Source organism: Pseudomonas sp. C321, assembly GCF_055407105.1.
The window spans coordinates 1-17,371 of the sequence record NZ_JBUZRB010000007.1 but is presented as its reverse complement, the minus strand read 5'-3'; the positions used below and the strand labels follow the sequence as shown (position 1 = coordinate 17,371).

Genomic DNA, 17,371 nt, shown 5'->3' with positions numbered 1-17,371 from the left:
AACGTAACCCACACCGTCTGGGGTGTGGCAGATGGGCGTCTTCTTCGCCCTTATCAACAGGAATTAAAATGAGCGAAAGCTTTGCGGAACTCTTTGAAGAAAGCCTAAAAACCCTGAACCTTCAGGCTGGCTCCATCATCACCGGTGTTATCGTTGATATCGATTACCAAGCTCGCTGGGTAACCGTTCACGCTGGTCTGAAGTCTGAAGCACTCATCCCGCTTGAGCAGTTCTACAACGACGCTGGCGATCTGACTATCAATGTCGGTGACGAAGTTCACGTTGCGCTGGACTCGGTTGAAGACGGCTTCGGTGAAACCAAGCTGTCCCGTGAAAAAGCCAAGCGCGCTGAATGCTGGATTGTTCTGGAAGCAGCCTTCGCAGCTGAAGAAGTGGTCAAGGGCGTTATCAACGGTAAGGTTAAAGGCGGCTTCACTGTCGACGTTAACGGCATCCGTGCGTTCCTGCCAGGTTCTTTGGTTGACGTTCGTCCTGTGCGCGACACCACGCACCTGGAAGGCAAAGAGCTCGAGTTCAAGGTCATCAAGCTCGACCAGAAACGCAACAACGTTGTCGTTTCCCGTCGCAGCGTCCTCGAAGCAGAGAACTCGGCCGAGCGTGAAGCTCTGCTCGAATCCCTGCAGGAAGGCCAGCAAGTCAAAGGTATCGTCAAAAACCTCACCGATTACGGCGCATTCGTCGATCTGGGTGGCGTCGATGGCCTGCTGCACATTACCGACATGGCTTGGAAGCGTATCAAGCATCCTTCCGAAATCGTCAACGTTGGCGACGAGATCGATGTAAAGGTTCTGAAGTACGATCGTGAGCGCAACCGTGTCTCCCTGGGCTTGAAGCAGCTGGGCGAAGATCCATGGGTCGCTATCAAGGCTCGTTACCCAGAAAGCACTCGCGTTACCGCGCGTGTTACCAACCTGACCGACTACGGCTGCTTTGCAGAGCTGGAAGAAGGCGTGGAAGGCCTGGTACACGTTTCCGAAATGGACTGGACCAACAAGAACATCCACCCTTCGAAAGTCGTACAAGTCGGCGACGAAGTGGAAGTTATGGTTCTGGACATCGACGAAGAGCGTCGTCGTATCTCCCTGGGCATCAAACAGTGCAAATCTAACCCATGGGAAGATTTCTCTGGCCAGTTCAACAAGGGCGATAAAATCTCCGGCACCATCAAGTCGATCACCGATTTCGGTATCTTCATTGGTCTGGACGGCGGCATCGACGGCCTGGTTCACCTGTCCGACATCTCCTGGAACGAAGTGGGCGAAGAAGCTGTTCGTCGCTTCAAGAAGGGCGACGAGCTGGACACCGTTATCCTGTCGGTTGACCCAGAGCGCGAGCGCATCTCCCTGGGCATCAAGCAACTGGAAAGCGATCCGTTCTCCGAGTACGTTCAAGAGAACGACAAAGGCGCAATCGTTAAAGGCATCGTGAAAGAAGTTGACGCTAAAGGCGCCATCATCACTCTGGCCGACGATATCGAAGCGACTCTGAAAGCCTCCGAAATCAGCCGTGACCGCATCGAAGATGCACGTAACGTTCTGAAAGTTGGCGAAGAAGTAGAAGCCAAGATCATCAGCGTTGACCGCAAGAGCCGCGTAATCCAGCTCTCCATCAAGTCGAAAGACGATGCTGAAGAGAAAGAAGCAATCCAGAGCCTGCGCGATAAGCCAGCTACCTCTGAGCCTGCTGCTGGTCCTACCACTCTGGGCGACCTGTTGCGTGCACAAATGGAAAAACAGAACTAAGTTCTGTCCGACCATAGAAAAAGGGCGACTTCGGTCGCCCTTTTTTGTGCCTGGGATTTGAGCTGCCTGACTGTCATGCAGCCGTAAGGCATGCTCGGCTCGCTGAGAGTCGCTACAGGCTACGATCCCCTGTTCTGTTGTGGTCTTGGTACAAAAGGCGCCGGCGGCTTTAGGTGATTGCTAAAGCTCGCGGCGTGTCCGTTCCTGGTTCCTGCACTTCCCGACATAGTCTGTGCAAGATAAGTCAAGACGCAGGCTGTTCAAATTCCTCCGGTCATGCTAAAACCTTCGGAGCGCTTTTCCTAGCTGCTTGAAAAAGAAGGGAAAAATATGACGAAGTCGGAGTTGATCGAACGAATTGTCACCCATCAGGGGCTGCTCTCATCCAAGGATGTCGAGCTGGCCATCAAGACCATGCTTGAGCAAATGTCTCAGTGCCTCGCCACTGGCGATCGAATAGAGATCCGCGGCTTTGGCAGCTTCTCGTTGCACTACCGCGCTCCTCGCGTGGGTCGCAACCCAAAAACCGGCCAGTCCGTCAGCCTCGACGGCAAATTCGTGCCCCACTTCAAGCCGGGCAAGGAATTGCGCGATCGAGTGAACGAAGACGAAGAAGACGACGTCTGAGTTTTTTTGGGATAGGAGAAGTTTATGCGCGGTGTTAAGCGCGTTGCCATGGTACTGACTGTCTTGATCATCGCCTTGGTGATCCTGGCGTTTGTACTGGAAAATCAGCAGGCCGTTGCTTTGGCGTTTCTGGGGTGGAGTACGCCGCAGATGCCGGTTTCGGTGTTTGTTACGGTGGCGTTGATCGTTGGGATGCTGATAGGGCCAGTCCTGGGTTTGCTGGTTAAGCCTAGCGGTCGTCGCAAGCAGATAGCGCAGGAGCGTTGATGGTGGTGTCAGTGACGGATTACCGTTTGTCGCCTGGGGAGGGCGTATAACGTGCTCTGATGGCTCTCCCCGAAAATCTGACTGAAGCAGCAAGGGCTACTTCTACTTTACCGGATTATTCTCGAATCCCAGCTTCATCGCACCCTCACTTAGGGATAACTCCTATTTAAATAGGAATTGCCTTGCAGGCCTGTCAAGTCTTGCAATGTGACGGAGAGATGGCAAAATGCATCCTGTTCTCGATAACAGTCATTTTGTGTGCCCAAAGCCCAGCAGCGACGCTTGGTTTTGCTGGCTGATCGTCTAAATACAAGAAACCCACAAAATCGTCTGCATAACGAGCCCGCAGTTTCTCTTTGAAGGCAGGTTTTTGTTGTGAGTAGTAACTTTCGTGCCCCTCCGGTTTTCCAGTCTGACGAAATTGATCTTGTTGCGCTTTTCCAAGCAGTATGGCAGCAGAAAAAGCTGATAATGCTTGCGACAGCCGGAGTCGGGTTAATTTCGGCTGCTTACGCATTTTTAGCCACCCCCGAATACCAAGCTAGCAGTGTGCTGCGCCCAGCTGCAATCAATGAATTGGATGCGTTGAATCGCTCTGATGTTTATCAGCTTCCTCCTTCTGAAGCTCTTATAAAAGTGGGGGCGTCGCTGGAGTCCTATGAAACCCGCCTGGGTTTTTTTCGAGCTAATCAGAAACTTTTCCAAGCTTATGAGCGTCGGGGGCAAACACTTGAACAAGGTTTTGAAGAGTTTAATAGGAACTCCATAAGCTTAGCTCTACCTGATTCGAAGAGCGCGGTAGGGCTAAGTTCTTATATAAAAGTTGAATTGAACTATCCAGAGGGCGTCGATGGTGTCGCTATCGTTAACGGGCTTGTTGATTATGCGATTAACATAGAACGCAAACAGATCGCTGCCGATATGGTCGTAATCGTAAGCAATCGACTGAATGAGTTAGAAGGCAAGTACGACTCGGCGCGTTCAAGCTACGATTCGGAAAAAGAAACTAGGATCGCCAAGTTGCAGGAAGCCGATGTCCTGCGCCATGCACAATTGCTGGATGAGTTGAAAGCTCTGCGAGCTCAACTGAAGTCCCAGCGACTAAATCGGCTTGCGCAGTTGAGTGAAGCCATTGGTATAGCCAAGGCTCTGAATATCAGAAAGCCATCGACTCCGTCATCTTTCTCGGACACAGAGCGCACTACTGCGCCTAGCGTAATGCGGACTGAAGTTAATAATCAACAAATACCTTTATATTTTATGGGGGTTGAGGTACTGGAAGCTGAGCGCGCAGCATTGCAGGCTCGTAAGTCGGATGACTTTACCGAAGGCCGAATTTCGCAGATAGCCAAGGAACTTCAACTGCTCGAAGCGAATCGAGAAATTGAAGTGCTGAACGCTCGCAAGAACGAAGAAGTATTTTTGGGTGGGGTTGAGTCACTGCGAGCTGAAATGGTCAGGCTACGGAACTTGAGCACGAACATGAATTCGCTCAAATTAGCGACCATTGATCAGGAAGCTTCTGAGCCTTTATCTTCAATAAAACCAAAAAGGACGCTATTGATAGTTCTTGGGCTTTTGATAGGTGCTGTATTGGGTCTCGTAATTGCAGCGTTTCGGTATTTTATGAGCCCATCCGGCTCTGCTCTTGGTAGTAATTCTACTCCTCGTGTTCAAGGGCGCGAAACCACTGTGGAGTTGCCAAAAATATAGACACTTTAGACAAGAAGCCTGTCCTTGGATGGGCCTTTTGGTTTTCAGGGACAACGACATTTCACTGACCCCCTCATGCCTGGAACTTCGGCCGTCGTCAGGCTCAGCGGGGGAAGTAGCATCTTCAGTAGTGCGGCTTTACGTTCAAATAATACGGCACGAGCAGTCCCTTTCCGTCCCCGATATGCGTTTTCAGGAAAAATCGGAGAGGTGACAACTATCCTGATGCCGGGGGGCTGCAAGGATAAGCCCACGCCTGTGAGGAAACACTATTTGATGTGGGGTGTGGTTTTCAGGTAAGAGCTTTGAAATTCAAGCGGTGTCCTACGACGTCAGTGATAAGGCTTGCTGCCTGATGAAGCTGAAGGATGAGGTAAATTGCGTCCAAGCCCCTGTTTGTAAGCGGTCCTGTGGGCTTCAAAACAGGACATTGCCGGGTTTTCTAGCCTTGGTTCGTGCGGTGTGCTGGCGCCGTATGGGTGTAGAGCCCTCCGCACACCGACTGACGCAGCCTTGCGTTGGCGTAATGTTGGTGCATAGGGGGCGTAGCAATTGGCTGGCATTGATGGGTTTATAAGGCGGTCGTGTTACTATTTCTAGTCTGCCTGAGTGCAGTGCTTACGAGTCTGCAGCATTGTGTAGTGAATGGATACAAAGCTCACATGCTGCGTTATGGAACTTTTTCTTTTTTGGATTTTTGCCGTTGACTGACGGCTCTATTTTGGTTATAGGGATGCAGGATGAGCGATAAACCTATATATGTTACTCAACCCTTTCTTCCGCCATTGTCAGAGTTTATGCCTTATCTCGAGCAGATTTGGCAAAATAAAATCTTGACGAACGGTGGGGTAATGCATCAGCAGCTAGAACAGGCTCTGTGCGAGTACCTGGGCGTTGAGCATATAGCCTTGTTCAACAACGGCACTATTGCGTTGCTCACTGCACTCCAATCCCTGCGGATTAGCGGCGAGGTCATCACAACTCCCTACTCGTTTGTGGCAACGGCTCATTCGCTGCTGTGGAACGGTATCAAGCCTGTATTCGTAGATATTGATCCAGAAACATTGAATATAGATCCGGTCAAAATCGAAGCGGCAATTACCCCGCACACAACAGCCATCATGCCGGTACACTGTTATGGGAATCCGTGTGATGTGGATGCTATTCAGAAAATCGCTGACAATTATAATATTAAAGTCATCTACGATGCTGCACATGCTTTTGGTGTAAAAGATAACGGCGGTAGCATATTGCGACATGGCGACTTGAGTGTTCTTAGTTTTCATGCTACGAAGGTATTCAACACCTTTGAAGGTGGAGCTATCATTTGTCCAGACGCGAAAACGAAACAACGAATAGACCATCTGAAAAATTTCGGATTCGTTGATGAGCTTACCGTAGTGGCGCCAGGTATTAACGGCAAGATGAGCGAGGTCAATGCAGCGTTTGGGCTGCTGCAGCTCGAATATATAGAATCGATCTTGGCCAGTCGGAAAAATATTGATGAGAAGTATCGTGAAAGGCTGGCGAAGGTTAAAGGAATAAAGTTAGTAGGGCATACCCTCCAAAAAATTGCCAATTATTCATATTTTCCTATCTTGATTGATGCGCAATATCCATTGAGTCGTGATGGCCTGTATGAGAGGCTTAAAGTTAATGGCGTATTTGCCAGGCGTTACTTTTATCCTCTTATTAGCGAGTTTCCTATGTACCGAGGTATGCAATCGGCGCGTCTTGAGAATCTACCTGTGGCGAATCAGATAGCGCTGAAAGTTCTATGTTTGCCCATATATCCTGGTATGAGTGATACGGAGCAGGAAAAAGTGATTACCCTGATAGAAGGTGCTTTTAGTAATTGATTTATGACTATCTAGGGAGCCTCAATGGGTTGGTTTGAAGTGAGCGGAAGCATCGAGGAGCTCTCGAATTGAGTTTGAAAAAAAATATAATTTCAGGATACGTGAGTCAAATATACGTAGCCCTCATAGGTATTTTGATACTGCCTCTATATATCGGGTATATGGGGGCAGAGGCGTATGGGTTGATAGGTTTTTTCACCATGCTCCAGGCATGGTTCAGTCTTTTGGATATGGGGCTGACTCCCACAATTGGCCGAGAGACAGCACGCTATAGGTCTGGAACAACAACTGCGCTTGAGTTTCGCCAACTTTTTAGAATTTTAAGCCTCATATTTTATGCTATAGCCTTGATAGGCGGCGGCGTGCTTTTTGTGCTTTCCGATGAAATAAGCTCTCGTTGGTTGAAACCAGTAGAACTCAGTGTTTCCGACATCCAGACGGCACTCCAAATAATGGCTGTCAGTGTAGCTCTGCGATGGATCGGGGGGCTATATAAAGGAGTAATTTCGGGCTCTGAAAGAATTGTCTGGTTGAGTAGTTTTAACTTCGTTTTGGCTACCTTGCGCTTTGTGGGCGTTTTGCCGGCCATGTGGCTGTATGGAGCAACCCCGTATGTGTTTTTCATGTTTCAACTGCTGGTATCACTGATAGAGGCATTCGGCCTGTTTTGGAAGGCTTGTTGTCTTTTGCCTCAGGTACAATCGGGTGAAAGTTTCGGGTGGTCAATTAAGCCAATAAAACCGGTCTTGAAGTTCGCTCTGGCAATCGCTTTTACTTCTTCGGTGTGGATTCTGGTAACTCAAACTGACAAGTTATTATTATCTAATATATTGTCGCTCTCAGAGTACGGTAATTTTACCTTGGCGGTACTGGTCGCAAGTGCAATTATGGTGATCAGCGGTCCAGTCAGCCTGGCTATAATGCCTCGAATGGCAAAACTGCACATGGAAGGAGCACGTGTCGAACTGGTCAAGGTCTACCGCGATGCCACCCAAGTTGTAAGTGTAATATCAGGCGCTGCTGCAGTTACCATGTTCTTCTGTGCTGAAACACTGGTTTATACCTGGACTGGAGATGCCGTGCTTGCAAAAGATGTGGCACCCATTCTGGAACTTTATGCCTTGGGCAACGGAATTCTCTCCATAGGTGCTTTTCCCTATTATCTTCAATACGCAAAAGGCACTCTAAAGTACCATCTGATCGGTAACGTAGGCCTGCTGGTCTTGCTGATTCCTTGTATCGTCGTGGTGGCCAAAGAATATGGTGCGGTTGGCGCGGGCGTAATATGGGTGGTGATGAACATGATTTATCTGTTCGGCTGGGTAGCATATGTCCATTACAAGCTTGAACCCGGACTGCATATGAAGTGGCTCCTTGGTGACGTGCTTGTCATCGTCGGGCCTGCCATCGTGACTGGTGCTCTCCTGAAATACCTGCCATTAGTCCGTCAAGATGATTCCCACGGCTTGTTGTATTTAATGGTGTTTGGTCTAATTGTGCTTTTTGTTTCGTTACTCGGGTCTTCTTATGGTCGGTCTATATTTTTTAGAAGGTTTAGAAAAGGCATGAGTGAAGTATGAATAATCATGAAGTTGTTGGTTGTAAAGTTTCTGTGTGCGTAGTCTCATATAATCAGGAAAATTACATCAGGGATTGCTTGCAGAGTATTGTCGAGCAGTGCTGTGACTTCGACTTTGAAATTATAGTCGGCGATGATGCTTCAACTGACTCGACTCAGGCAATAATTTCCGAGTTCGTACAGAAGTATCCCGGGCTTGTTATTCCGGTTTTTCATGAGAAAAATGTCGGTTTTACCAAGAATTATGTTTCGGTACATACCCTGGCTAAAGGGCAGTACATCGCCCATATCGATGGCGATGATCTGATGTGCGAGGGGAAGTTGCAGAAGCAGGCCAACTTTCTCGATGAGCATCCAGATTGTAGTCTGGTTTGGCATCAGGCAAGATTTTTCAACGAGACTGGTGATACCTATGTGCGACCTAATGTAGGGTCGTCGATAATTAATAGGCAGTTGACGGTGCGCGACATGCTTTTATATGGATCTGTGGCTGTACACAGTTCTACGATGTACAGGGTGGAGCGTTATTTCTGGGATGACTCATGCAAAATTGATGCCTTCGATTGGTATGTTTCGGTACGCTTGTTGGGGGACGGGTATGCACAAGTGTTGGGGGAGACTCTTGGAATGTATCGATTGCACTCCGCCGGACTCTCCAGTGGAGCGAAACCTACTAACCAGATGAGAGTCTTTTTCAGCAACAGTCAGCTCGAATTTATCGACATGTATCCAGAATACAAGAAAGAAATTGCTGCGCGCGCGTTGATGACTATGGTTTTAGATCTGGTATTTTTAAGAAGAGCTTATAAACACTCATTAAGGGTTTTATTGAAGGCCAAGACTTTGCCGAGAATTACTGACCTAGTTCGACTCTACAGGTTTTATGTCGTTAGTCGGCGCTCAAATATATGACTCGTCAGTAGTTAGAGTGACCAGTGCAAGCGGGCGCTGAGATATAGGGCTAGATGGTAATTAGTGTTTGATGAAGTTATTAATGGGCGGCATCATAATATGAAAAACAATGGAATGTCGATATTAACCGCCAGTTTGGTTTTAATTCTCGTGATAGGGTTTCCAAGGGTTTATGGCACGGAATTACCTATGGCGATATTCCTAATACCATTTTTTGTCATAGGCTTTTTCAGGCTAATGTTTGTCAGGGGCTGGCTTGCAGTAGGATTTTTCGGGCTTTTCACTATCTGGTTGATAGGCGGCATATTCGCTTGCTGGTATGGTGAGGGTTCACTGCAAGATCTGTTTTTTCACTTTGTCATCTCCAGCAAGATGGTTTTGAATTTCTTCTTTGGGTATGTTGTTTACAAAGTAATAAAAGATAAACCCAATGCACTGCTTGTCTGGTTGCTATTTCAGCTAATTATCATCGTTATGTCTGTGATAAGTGTGGGGGTATATACGTTCCTGCTGGGATTCATTTCCCCGAGGTCGGCGGAAATATTTCAGTATGTATTTGGACTGCGGGCTTTGGGTTTTGGCTTGTTTCATGTCGACGGTGCGCTGATTCTTATTGTGGCGGCCTTCTATTACATGCTGATTTCTGGGTCTGGGCTTCTAAAAGGTGTGTTTCTCGTACTCATGCTGCCAATCTCTATGGCGATGGCGCGAAGTGCCCTTGTGGCTTACATGATCTTCGGTGTAGTTCGTCGCGGGTTTGCCTTCAAACTCATACTTGCGCTGTCATTTTTTCTTATGCTGGTCATAGGTTTTTATGTGACTAAGGGGCCATTTTATGAGGCGACTGAAATTTTCAGAAACTATCTTGATCAAGGGAGGCTAAGTAGCCATAGTGTGACTAGTCTGGCTGATATGTATGTTTTCCCGGATACGATTGGTGTTTACTTGGTGGGCGCAGGAAAATATTTTTCGGGAAGTGCAGATGCTCTTGAGTTTTATATGGGAACTGATATTGGTTATCTTAGAGTGTTATATTTTTCCGGGGTTGGGTCACTTTTTGTTTTTGTTATGCTGAATACTTATTGTTTGATTAGCTTGCTTTTCGACGGTTACTACCCCGGTCGAATAGATGTAAAACTGTTTGCAATTGCGTTGATTTTGCTATTTTTGGTAATTACGTTTAAGGGGCTACAGGTGATGCCGCTGTTCTCAATAGTGCTTTACCTATACGCCGTTGATCGAAAGAATTATTTTAGAACTGGAGTATCTGGGAGTTCCATTTCATAGTGTGCGGGGTGAGGTTTGTGGTGTTTAACTTTATTCCAGGTATTTTAGGTGAGGCGTTATGAAAGTCTTATTGTTGGGTGCCAGTGGTTTTGTCGGGGCAAGGCTACTCTCGTCCCTGGTTACACAGGGGCACAATGTTCGCGTTCTGAGTAGAAAGTCTCGCTCACCAGTCGATGGGGTGGAGTTTTTCCAGGGCGACTTGGTCAGCAAGGATTTGGATTTTGATAAATTACTGACTGGGTGTGATGTTGTTTATAACTGTGCAGGTGAAATTCGTAATGAGTCGGCTATGCATGATTTGCATGTGGTGACAATTCAACAAGTTCTTAATGCGATGGCACGCATGGCGATTCAGCATCAGTCGATCTTTCATTTTGTACAACTTAGTAGCGTCGGTGCGTATGGCACATCCAAAGAAAAAAGAATAGTTACCGAGTCGACTCCGCCTAACCCTGAAGGTACCTACGAGATCACGAAGACCGAGGCGGATAAACTGATTATCTCGAATGCGGGAAATGACGGTTTCACATTCAGCATAGTGCGGCCTTCGAACATCTTTGCTTCCGATATGCCCAACGCATCGTTACGTCAACTGGCAAATATGGTGAAGCGTAGGATGTTTTTCTACGTCGGGAGTGCCGGGGCCATATCGACGTATGTGCATGTCGAGGATGTCGTTGATGTATTGATGTTGGTGGGTTTTGACGATAGGGCGAAGGGGCATATTTTCAATGTGTCCAATGATTGCCGGCTGGAAGCCATGATAGAGGGGTTGGCTCTGGCGATGGGCGTGCCGCCTCCTGGGTATAGGGTTCCCGAACTCATGGTGCGGTCTGCGGCGTACTTAACGCCTTTTTTCATGCGTTCCCCGGTAACGCAGGAGCGAATTGATTCTCTTGTCAGCAGGACCACCTACAGCGTGGCAAAGTTGGAGGCGGTACTGGACTTCGTGCCTAAGCGATCGGTGCCTGACTATATCGGTGAGATAATAGCCAAATAATCGCGGCCCTTTGTATTTTACGTCAGGGGTTTTGTTGTTTATGATGCGATTATTGCGTCGAATGCATAGGAAAAATCAGATGGCCATAAAAAACCTAAAAATAGCTCGGGTATCTACGGTACCTATTTTTGTTGTCGCTCATCTGCAAAAACAGATTCAGTACATGAACGATGCAGGTGCGAATGTTTTCGTAGTTACAAGTGATGGCGAGCACGCGGATCGAGTTCGTGCTATCGAAAACGTGACTTATAAAATTGTGAACATTCCTCGAAAAATTGAGCTATTGAATGATTTATCCGCACTGTGGGAGCTTTTTTTCCTCTTCAGGCGCGAAAAGTTCGATATCGTGCATTCGACAACACCTAAAGCAGGTTTGCTGTGTGCGATCGCGGCGAAGTTGGCGGGAGTAAAGATCAGGCTTCATACCTTTACCGGTCAGCCTTGGGCCACAATGGAAGGTTTCAAAAAGAATCTTCTGAAGAGTTGCGACAAGATTATCGGATTTTTGAATACAAGGTGTTATGCCGATAGCCAAAGTCAGTTAGAGTTCTTGGTGGCGTCACATATTGTTGAGGACAGTGATATTGGTGTGTTAGGTAGTGGATCTGTCGCGGGTATTGACCTGAACCGATTCAGAATTGATCGATACAGCGCGGATGAGATCAGTCAGTTCAAGGCTGGCGTGGGCTTGCCTCTGGACTCCAAGGTCATTCTCTTTGTCGGGCGTATAACCGCTGAAAAAGGAGTCAGGGAGTTATTGGGCGCTTTTCAGCTGCTTTGTAAGACGGAAAAAAATACTTATCTAGTGCTTGTAGGCCCTCTCGAAGAAGACGGGACTGCGGTGTTAGCTGAGATAAACTCAGAAGCTTATGAGAAGGTCAAAGCCGTTGGGTTTTCCAGTGAGCCGGAAAAGCACATGAAAATGGCTGATATCCTATGTCTACCCAGTTATCGTGAAGGATTTGGTACGGTGATCATTGAAGCTGCGGCGATGGGGACGCCGACGGTGGGTACGGCGATCTACGGGTTGACCGATGCTATTGAGCACGGCAAGTCTGGTTTGTTGGTTCCTGTTCGCGACGAAATTGCTCTGAGCGAGGCGCTATTGCTGTTGTTGGGTGACGATAATCTTCGTCACGAGATGTCCACATACGCTCAGAAGCGCGCCGTTGAAAAGTTTGATACTAACGTGATCTCACAGTGTCTGATTGACGAGTACGCTGCGTTTAGTGGGAAATGATTTATCTATTGTCGTTTTGAAGGCTGCATGATGAAAAGAATAGTTGATGTGTTCGGATCTTTTTTTATGTTGATAGTCTTATTTCCCGTGCTTCTGGTCGTCGCGTATCTCGTTGGCAAGAAGTTGGGCAGCCCCGTTTTTTTTCGCCAGGTGCGCTCAGGTATTAATGGCTCAAGCTTCGAAATGATCAAATTTCGTACCATGCGGGATGCCAATGATGAAAGCGGAGAGCCGCTGCCTGATGCACAGCGAATGACCAAGTTTGGCAGTTTTTTGAGGTCCAGTAGCCTGGATGAGCTCCCCGAGTTATGGAATGTGTTAAAGGGCGATATGAGCCTGGTCGGGCCGAGACCGTTGTTGCTTGAATACCTTCCTCTTTACAGCAAAGAGGAATTTCGGCGTCATGAAGTCCGTCCGGGCGTTACTGGCTGGGCGCAGATCAATGGACGGAACTCTTTGAGTTGGCAGGAAAAATTCAAGTTGGATGTTTGGTATGTGGACAACCGGACCCTTTGGCTCGACTTCAAGATCCTGCTGCTGACAGTCAAGAAGGTCGTGGTAAGGGATGGGATAGGCGCTGAGGGCGAGGTGACCATGTCTAAGTTTACAGGGAAGAACTGATGAAAAAGCTCGCGATTTTGGGGGCCCGGGGGCATGGGAAAGTCGTTGCCGATGCTGCTGAGTGCAACGGATGGACGGAGATTGACTTTTTTGATAACTGCTGGCCTGAACGTGTCCTGAACGGGGGATGGAAAATCAGCGGGACCACTGCAGATCTAGTCGCGCGAGTGCATGAGTTTGATGGCGTGATCGTCGCGATCGGGCATAACCGTACAAGGGGAGCGAAACTGGAGCTGCTTGAGGCCGCAGGTGCAAGAATTGTGAGTGTGATTCATCCCGCTGCGATAGTCAGCAAGTACGCCGAGGTGGGCAGGGGTTCGGTGGTGTTTGCAGGAGCCTGTGTCAATGCCTATGCGATGATAGGCCCAGGCGCTATCATCAATACTGGATCTAGTGTAGATCATGACTGTGTTCTCGGGGCTAATGTACACATCAGCCCAGGAGCCCGATTGGCCGGAAATGTGACTGTCGGTGATTTTTCCTGGGTAGGTGTCGGCTCATGTGTCACGCAAATGATACGTATAGGTTCAGGAACAACCGTAGGTGCGGGTTCGGCTGTAGTGTCCGATGTTCCCGATGAGGTGGTGGTTGTGGGGATCCCAGCCCGAATTATGAAAACCTCATAATGTTTCGTTGGCTTCTTAACGAATTTAATATTTTGTGAATTGACGGGTTTTCTGTGCTAAATACTCCATTTTCTGTTTGGCCGTCTTTCTCCGAAGAGGAAGCCGATGCGGTAAAAAGCGTAATCATGTCCAATAAGGTCAACTATTGGACCGGACAAGAGGGTCGTGAGTTTGAAAAGGAGTTTGCAGCCTGGGCAGGCTGCAAGTATGCAATCGCCCTTGCCAACGGCACTGTGGCACTTGATTTGGCTTTCAAATCGTTGGGTATAGGGCCGGGAGATGAAGTCGTCGTTACCCCTAGGACATTTCTCGCATCCGTTTCCAGTATCGTAAACGCTGGAGCCATACCTATTTTCGCTGAGGTTGACGAGAACTCTCAAAATATTACGGCGCAGACGGTTCTTAAGGTCCTGACTCCTAAAACCAGAGCAATTCTGTGTGTGCATCTGGCTGGATGGCCGTGCGATATGGATCCGATCATGGAGTTGGCTGAGCGCTATGACCTCAAGGTAATCGAGGATTGCGCCCAAGCCCACGGCACAACTTATAAAGGACGTCCCGTCGGGTCGATCGGCCATATTGGCGCGTGGTCCTTCTGTCAGGACAAGATCATGACGACAGGCGGGGAAGGGGGTATGGTTACCACTAACGATCGAGCGTTATGGTCAACCATGTGGGCCTTCAAGGATCACGGGAAAAGTTGGGAAGCTGTGTATGAGAGACAACACGCCCCGGGTTTTTGCTGGTTACATGAGAGTTTTGGCACCAATTGGCGGATGCTTGAGGTGCAAGCAGTCATAGGCCGGATTCAACTTCGTAGAATGTCGCAGTGGCATTCCAAGCGCCTATCCAATGCCAATCGCATCTGGGACTGCGCAACCGCTCTTCCTGGGCTCAGGGTGCCCGCAATACCTTCGGACATTCAGCACGCTGCCTATAAATGCTACGTGTTCGTTGAAGCAAAAAAACTGAAACCCCAGTGGAACCGGGATCGAATTATCAACGAGATCGTTTCTCGGGGCGTGCCGTGCTATTCCGGCTCTTGCTCGGAAGTTTATCTTGAAAAGGCTTTTGACGGCACAGGCTGGCGGCCAGTGGAGCGTTTGCCCGTTGCCAAGAAACTGGGAGAAAGTAGTTTGATGTTTCTCGTGCATCCAACATTGACTAATGATGAGATTGATAAAACGTGCTCTGTCTTGAAAGAGGTTTTAATGTTAGCCTCTGTGATTGAATAATGAGCATTCAAGTTATATATCCAACATGAGTGATAGTGTAGGGTTGTTATATTCGCTTGTGGGATAGCGGTAGTTTGATTTTTAACTTGCTGGCGCTAGCAAATATTTGTATTTAAAGCACTTCTTGACGCTTGAAGTTCAGAAGCTGTTTGGTTTAAGAGTAGGGAGGGCTTAAACGTGTCGATGGAAAAAATGCGGACGTTCTTACAGGGATTGCCACGTAGGCAAAAACGCTTGATCCAAGTAACTACTGATGTGTTCTTGGTGTGGCTCGCCCTATGGTTGGCGTTCGTAGTTCGGCTGGGTCTTGACGAGATGGTGAACCCGCTGACGGTCCATTTCTGGCTGTTTTTGAGTGCTCCTGTTGTTGCCATCCCTCTGTTTGTCCGCTTTGGGATGTATCGTGCAGTTATGCGCTATTTCGGCAACGACGCCCTTATTGCCATTATCAAGGCCGTCAGCTTGTCATCGCTGATCCTGGGGATTGTGGTCTACTGGTACAGCAACCACCAGAATGTCGTTCCACGCTCCATTATTTTTAACTACTGGTGGCTAAGCCTGATCATGATCGGCGGGCTACGTTTAGCTATGCGTCAATACTTCCTTGGCGACTGGTTTGCGGCTGCCCAGCATGTACCTTTTGCCAATCGCGATGATGGATTGCCCAAAGTTGCAATCTACGGCGCGGGTGCTGCGGGTAACCAACTTGTCGCTGCTCTGCGGATGGGGCGCGTGATGCGTCCTGTAGCATTCATTGATGATGATGGCAGCATTGCAGAGCGCGTCATCGCCGGTCTTCAAGTCTATAAGCCTAAACATATCCAGAGGATGATTGACGTTACGGGCGCACAAGAAATTCTCCTGGCAATCCCTTCATCCAATCGCGGTCGCCGTCGGGAAGTCCTGGGCTTCCTCGAGGGCTTTCCGCTTCACGTACGCAGCGTTCCAGGTTTTATGGACCTGGCTAGCGGCAGGGTCAAGGTCGATGATATTCAGGAAGTTGATATCGCCGACCTATTGGGTCGTGACGCTGTGCCTGCTCAGGGTGAGCTTCTGGAGCACTGCATCAAGGGGCAGAGCGTCTTGGTAACAGGCGCAGGTGGCTCCATCGGCTCTGAACTTTGCCGACAAATACTGTCTTTGCAGCCCAAGACATTGCTGTTGTTTGAACACAGTGAGTTTAATCTCTACAGCATTCTCTCCGAACTTGAGCCGCGCGTCATTCGCGAGGCGCTGCCAGTCAAACTGTTGCCGATCCTGGGTTCCGTACGCAATCAATCGAAGCTCCTGGATGTCATGAATACTTGGCGGGTGGATACTGTCTACCACGCTGCCGCCTATAAACATGTGCCAATGGTGGAACATAACATTGCCGAAGGCGTGCTCAACAATGTAATAGGCACACTGAATACCGCACAAGCCGCCTTGCAGGCCAGGGTTGCCAACTTTGTATTGATTTCCACCGACAAGGCTGTCCGCCCCACCAACGTCATGGGCAGTACCAAGCGCCTGGCCGAGTTGACGCTCCAGGCTCTTAGCCGTGAACTGGCACCGGTATTGTTCGGTGATAGATCCAACGTGTCCCATGTGAATAAAACCCGCTTCACCATGGTCCGTTTCGGCAATGTATTGGGCTCCTCCGGCTCAGTGATTCCACTGTTTCACAAACAGATCAAGTCCGGTGGGCCGCTGACCGTAACCCACCCGAAAATTACTCGCTATTTCATGACCATCCCCGAAGCGGCGCAGCTTGTTATTCAAGCCGGTTCCATGGGACTTGGCGGAGATGTGTTCGTACTGGATATGGGCGAGCCGGTAAAAATTGTCGAACTGGCTGAGAAGATGGTTCATCTGTCAGGCCTGAGTGTTCGTTCCGAAAAGAATCCCCACGGCGATATCTCCATCGAATTCACCGGCCTACGTCCCGGCGAAAAGCTTTATGAGGAGTTGCTGATTGGTGACAACGTGGTGGCGACCCAGCACCCAATGATCATGAGTGCCAACGAAGATCACCTAGACTGGGAAGTACTCAAAGGCAAGCTGACAGAGCTGCTTGCTGCAGTAGATCAGGATGACTACAACCGTGTCCGTCAATTGCTGCGCGACACCGTCAGTGGCTATGCGCCAGATGGCGAAATCGTCGACTGGATCTACCAGCAACGCCGCCTGGAACCCTGAACTCACACCCTGTAATTTACCCATTTTTGACTATCCCCAAACATCACCTAAGTTTGAAAAGCAGCTTCGGAAAAGCTGCTTTTCTCACTGATGTCATGGAGCGTCTCTATATGCGTAAAGCCTGTTTTTCATCTCTGGTTTTTGCTGTCCTCACCAGCATTTCACTGGCTGTCAGCGCAGCCCCGTCAGCCAAACCCGAGACTCTCACCCCCATCGCCTCCCAAATGTCCAAGGCCGAGCAAACCACTGCCAAGGTCAATCTCAACACTGCGGATGCGGAAACTCTGAGGCGTGATCTGTTCGGTATTGGCTCAGCGAAGGCCAAGGCGATTGTCGCCTATCGTGAAGCCAGTGGCCCGTTCACGGTAAGCGCCTCATAAACCCCACATACCAAACGATGGGCTTAATGGTTACCGTGGCATCTCTGGCGAGCAGTTCCACGGCAGCAAGGCTTCGAAGTCTTC

General features: G+C 48.8%; 14 protein-coding genes and 1 pseudogene. All 15 read left to right on the top strand.

Features of this window, described 5'->3' with window-relative positions; all coding sequences use genetic code 11:
* Positions 1-68: 68 nt before the first annotated feature.
* On the top strand, positions 69-1,763 hold the full coding sequence (gene rpsA / locus ACZRJ6_RS20085; protein ID WP_133098917.1) for a 30S ribosomal protein S1: 1,695 nt from the start codon (positions 69-71) through the stop codon (positions 1,761-1,763).
* 330 nt (positions 1,764-2,093) lie between these two features.
* Complete coding sequence (gene ihfB / locus ACZRJ6_RS20080) at positions 2,094-2,390, top strand: integration host factor subunit beta (protein WP_048731065.1); 297 nt, start codon at positions 2,094-2,096, stop codon at positions 2,388-2,390.
* Positions 2,391-2,414: 24 nt separating this feature from the next.
* Positions 2,415-2,657, top strand: coding sequence for a lipopolysaccharide assembly protein LapA domain-containing protein (locus tag ACZRJ6_RS20075; protein WP_463969792.1), 243 nt, complete (start codon positions 2,415-2,417; stop codon positions 2,655-2,657).
* A gap of 375 nt (positions 2,658-3,032) precedes the next feature.
* Entirely contained in the window at positions 3,033-4,370 is a 1,338-nt protein-coding gene (locus ACZRJ6_RS20070; protein ID WP_463969793.1) for a Wzz/FepE/Etk N-terminal domain-containing protein, read from the top strand.
* 740 nt (positions 4,371-5,110) lie between these two features.
* Entirely contained in the window at positions 5,111-6,229 is a 1,119-nt protein-coding gene (locus tag ACZRJ6_RS20065) for a DegT/DnrJ/EryC1/StrS family aminotransferase (RefSeq protein ID WP_463969794.1), read from the top strand.
* A 68-nt stretch (positions 6,230-6,297) separates the two neighbouring features.
* A complete protein-coding gene (locus tag ACZRJ6_RS20060; RefSeq protein ID WP_463969795.1) occupies positions 6,298-7,809 on the top strand; it encodes a lipopolysaccharide biosynthesis protein in 1,512 nt (503 codons plus the stop codon).
* Positions 7,806-8,720: a glycosyltransferase family 2 protein gene (locus tag ACZRJ6_RS20055; protein WP_463969796.1), complete on the top strand. Its 915-nt coding sequence runs from the start codon at positions 7,806-7,808 to the stop codon at positions 8,718-8,720. The genes ACZRJ6_RS20060 and ACZRJ6_RS20055 overlap by 4 nt, the downstream gene beginning before the upstream one ends.
* Positions 8,721-8,783: 63 nt before the next feature.
* Positions 8,784-10,007, top strand: coding sequence for a hypothetical protein (locus ACZRJ6_RS20050; RefSeq protein ID WP_463969797.1), 1,224 nt, complete (start codon positions 8,784-8,786; stop codon positions 10,005-10,007).
* 58 nt (positions 10,008-10,065) lie between these two features.
* Positions 10,066-11,007 (top strand): NAD-dependent epimerase/dehydratase family protein, encoded by a 942-nt coding sequence (locus tag ACZRJ6_RS20045; RefSeq protein ID WP_463969798.1) that lies wholly within the window; start codon positions 10,066-10,068, stop codon positions 11,005-11,007.
* A 79-nt stretch (positions 11,008-11,086) separates the two neighbouring features.
* On the top strand, positions 11,087-12,247 hold the full coding sequence (locus ACZRJ6_RS20040) for a glycosyltransferase family 4 protein (RefSeq protein ID WP_463969799.1): 1,161 nt from the start codon (positions 11,087-11,089) through the stop codon (positions 12,245-12,247).
* Between the two features lie 27 nt (positions 12,248-12,274).
* Positions 12,275-12,868 carry a sugar transferase gene (locus tag ACZRJ6_RS20035; protein ID WP_463969800.1) on the top strand — a complete coding sequence of 198 codons (594 nt, stop codon included), beginning with the start codon at positions 12,275-12,277 and terminating at the stop codon, positions 12,866-12,868.
* Entirely contained in the window at positions 12,868-13,494 is a 627-nt protein-coding gene (locus tag ACZRJ6_RS20030; protein ID WP_463969801.1) for an acetyltransferase, read from the top strand. Before ACZRJ6_RS20035 ends, ACZRJ6_RS20030 begins: the two co-directional genes overlap by 1 nt.
* A 53-nt stretch (positions 13,495-13,547) precedes the next feature.
* The gene (locus ACZRJ6_RS20025) at positions 13,548-14,729 is read left to right on the top strand and encodes a DegT/DnrJ/EryC1/StrS family aminotransferase (RefSeq protein WP_463969802.1); all 1,182 of its coding nucleotides are present in this window, start codon (positions 13,548-13,550) and stop codon (positions 14,727-14,729) included.
* A gap of 183 nt (positions 14,730-14,912) precedes the next feature.
* Positions 14,913-16,907, top strand: coding sequence for a polysaccharide biosynthesis protein (locus ACZRJ6_RS20020; RefSeq protein ID WP_463969810.1), 1,995 nt, complete (start codon positions 14,913-14,915; stop codon positions 16,905-16,907).
* Between the two features lie 110 nt (positions 16,908-17,017).
* Positions 17,018-17,272: pseudogene (locus ACZRJ6_RS20015) on the top strand (ComEA family DNA-binding protein); the annotation flags it as partial.
* Positions 17,273-17,371: the final 99 nt, after the last annotated feature.

What these genes read in the sequence shown, in the direction of transcription:
- rpsA (WP_133098917.1), top strand. Translation starts at nt 69, where the DNA reads ATGAGCGAAAGCTTTGCGGAACTCTTTGAAGAAAGCCTAAAAACCCTG.
- ihfB (WP_048731065.1), top strand. Translation starts at nt 2,094, where the DNA reads ATGACGAAGTCGGAGTTGATCGAACGAATTGTCACCCATCAGGGGCTG.
- ACZRJ6_RS20075 (WP_463969792.1), top strand. Translation starts at nt 2,415, where the DNA reads ATGCGCGGTGTTAAGCGCGTTGCCATGGTACTGACTGTCTTGATCATC.
- ACZRJ6_RS20065 (WP_463969794.1), top strand. Translation starts at nt 5,111, where the DNA reads ATGAGCGATAAACCTATATATGTTACTCAACCCTTTCTTCCGCCATTG.
- ACZRJ6_RS20055 (WP_463969796.1), top strand. Translation starts at nt 7,806, where the DNA reads ATGAATAATCATGAAGTTGTTGGTTGTAAAGTTTCTGTGTGCGTAGTC.
- ACZRJ6_RS20045 (WP_463969798.1), top strand. Translation starts at nt 10,066, where the DNA reads ATGAAAGTCTTATTGTTGGGTGCCAGTGGTTTTGTCGGGGCAAGGCTA.
- ACZRJ6_RS20040 (WP_463969799.1), top strand. Translation starts at nt 11,087, where the DNA reads ATGGCCATAAAAAACCTAAAAATAGCTCGGGTATCTACGGTACCTATT.
- ACZRJ6_RS20035 (WP_463969800.1), top strand. Translation starts at nt 12,275, where the DNA reads ATGATGAAAAGAATAGTTGATGTGTTCGGATCTTTTTTTATGTTGATA.
- ACZRJ6_RS20030 (WP_463969801.1), top strand. Translation starts at nt 12,868, where the DNA reads ATGAAAAAGCTCGCGATTTTGGGGGCCCGGGGGCATGGGAAAGTCGTT.
- ACZRJ6_RS20020 (WP_463969810.1), top strand. Translation starts at nt 14,913, where the DNA reads ATGGAAAAAATGCGGACGTTCTTACAGGGATTGCCACGTAGGCAAAAA.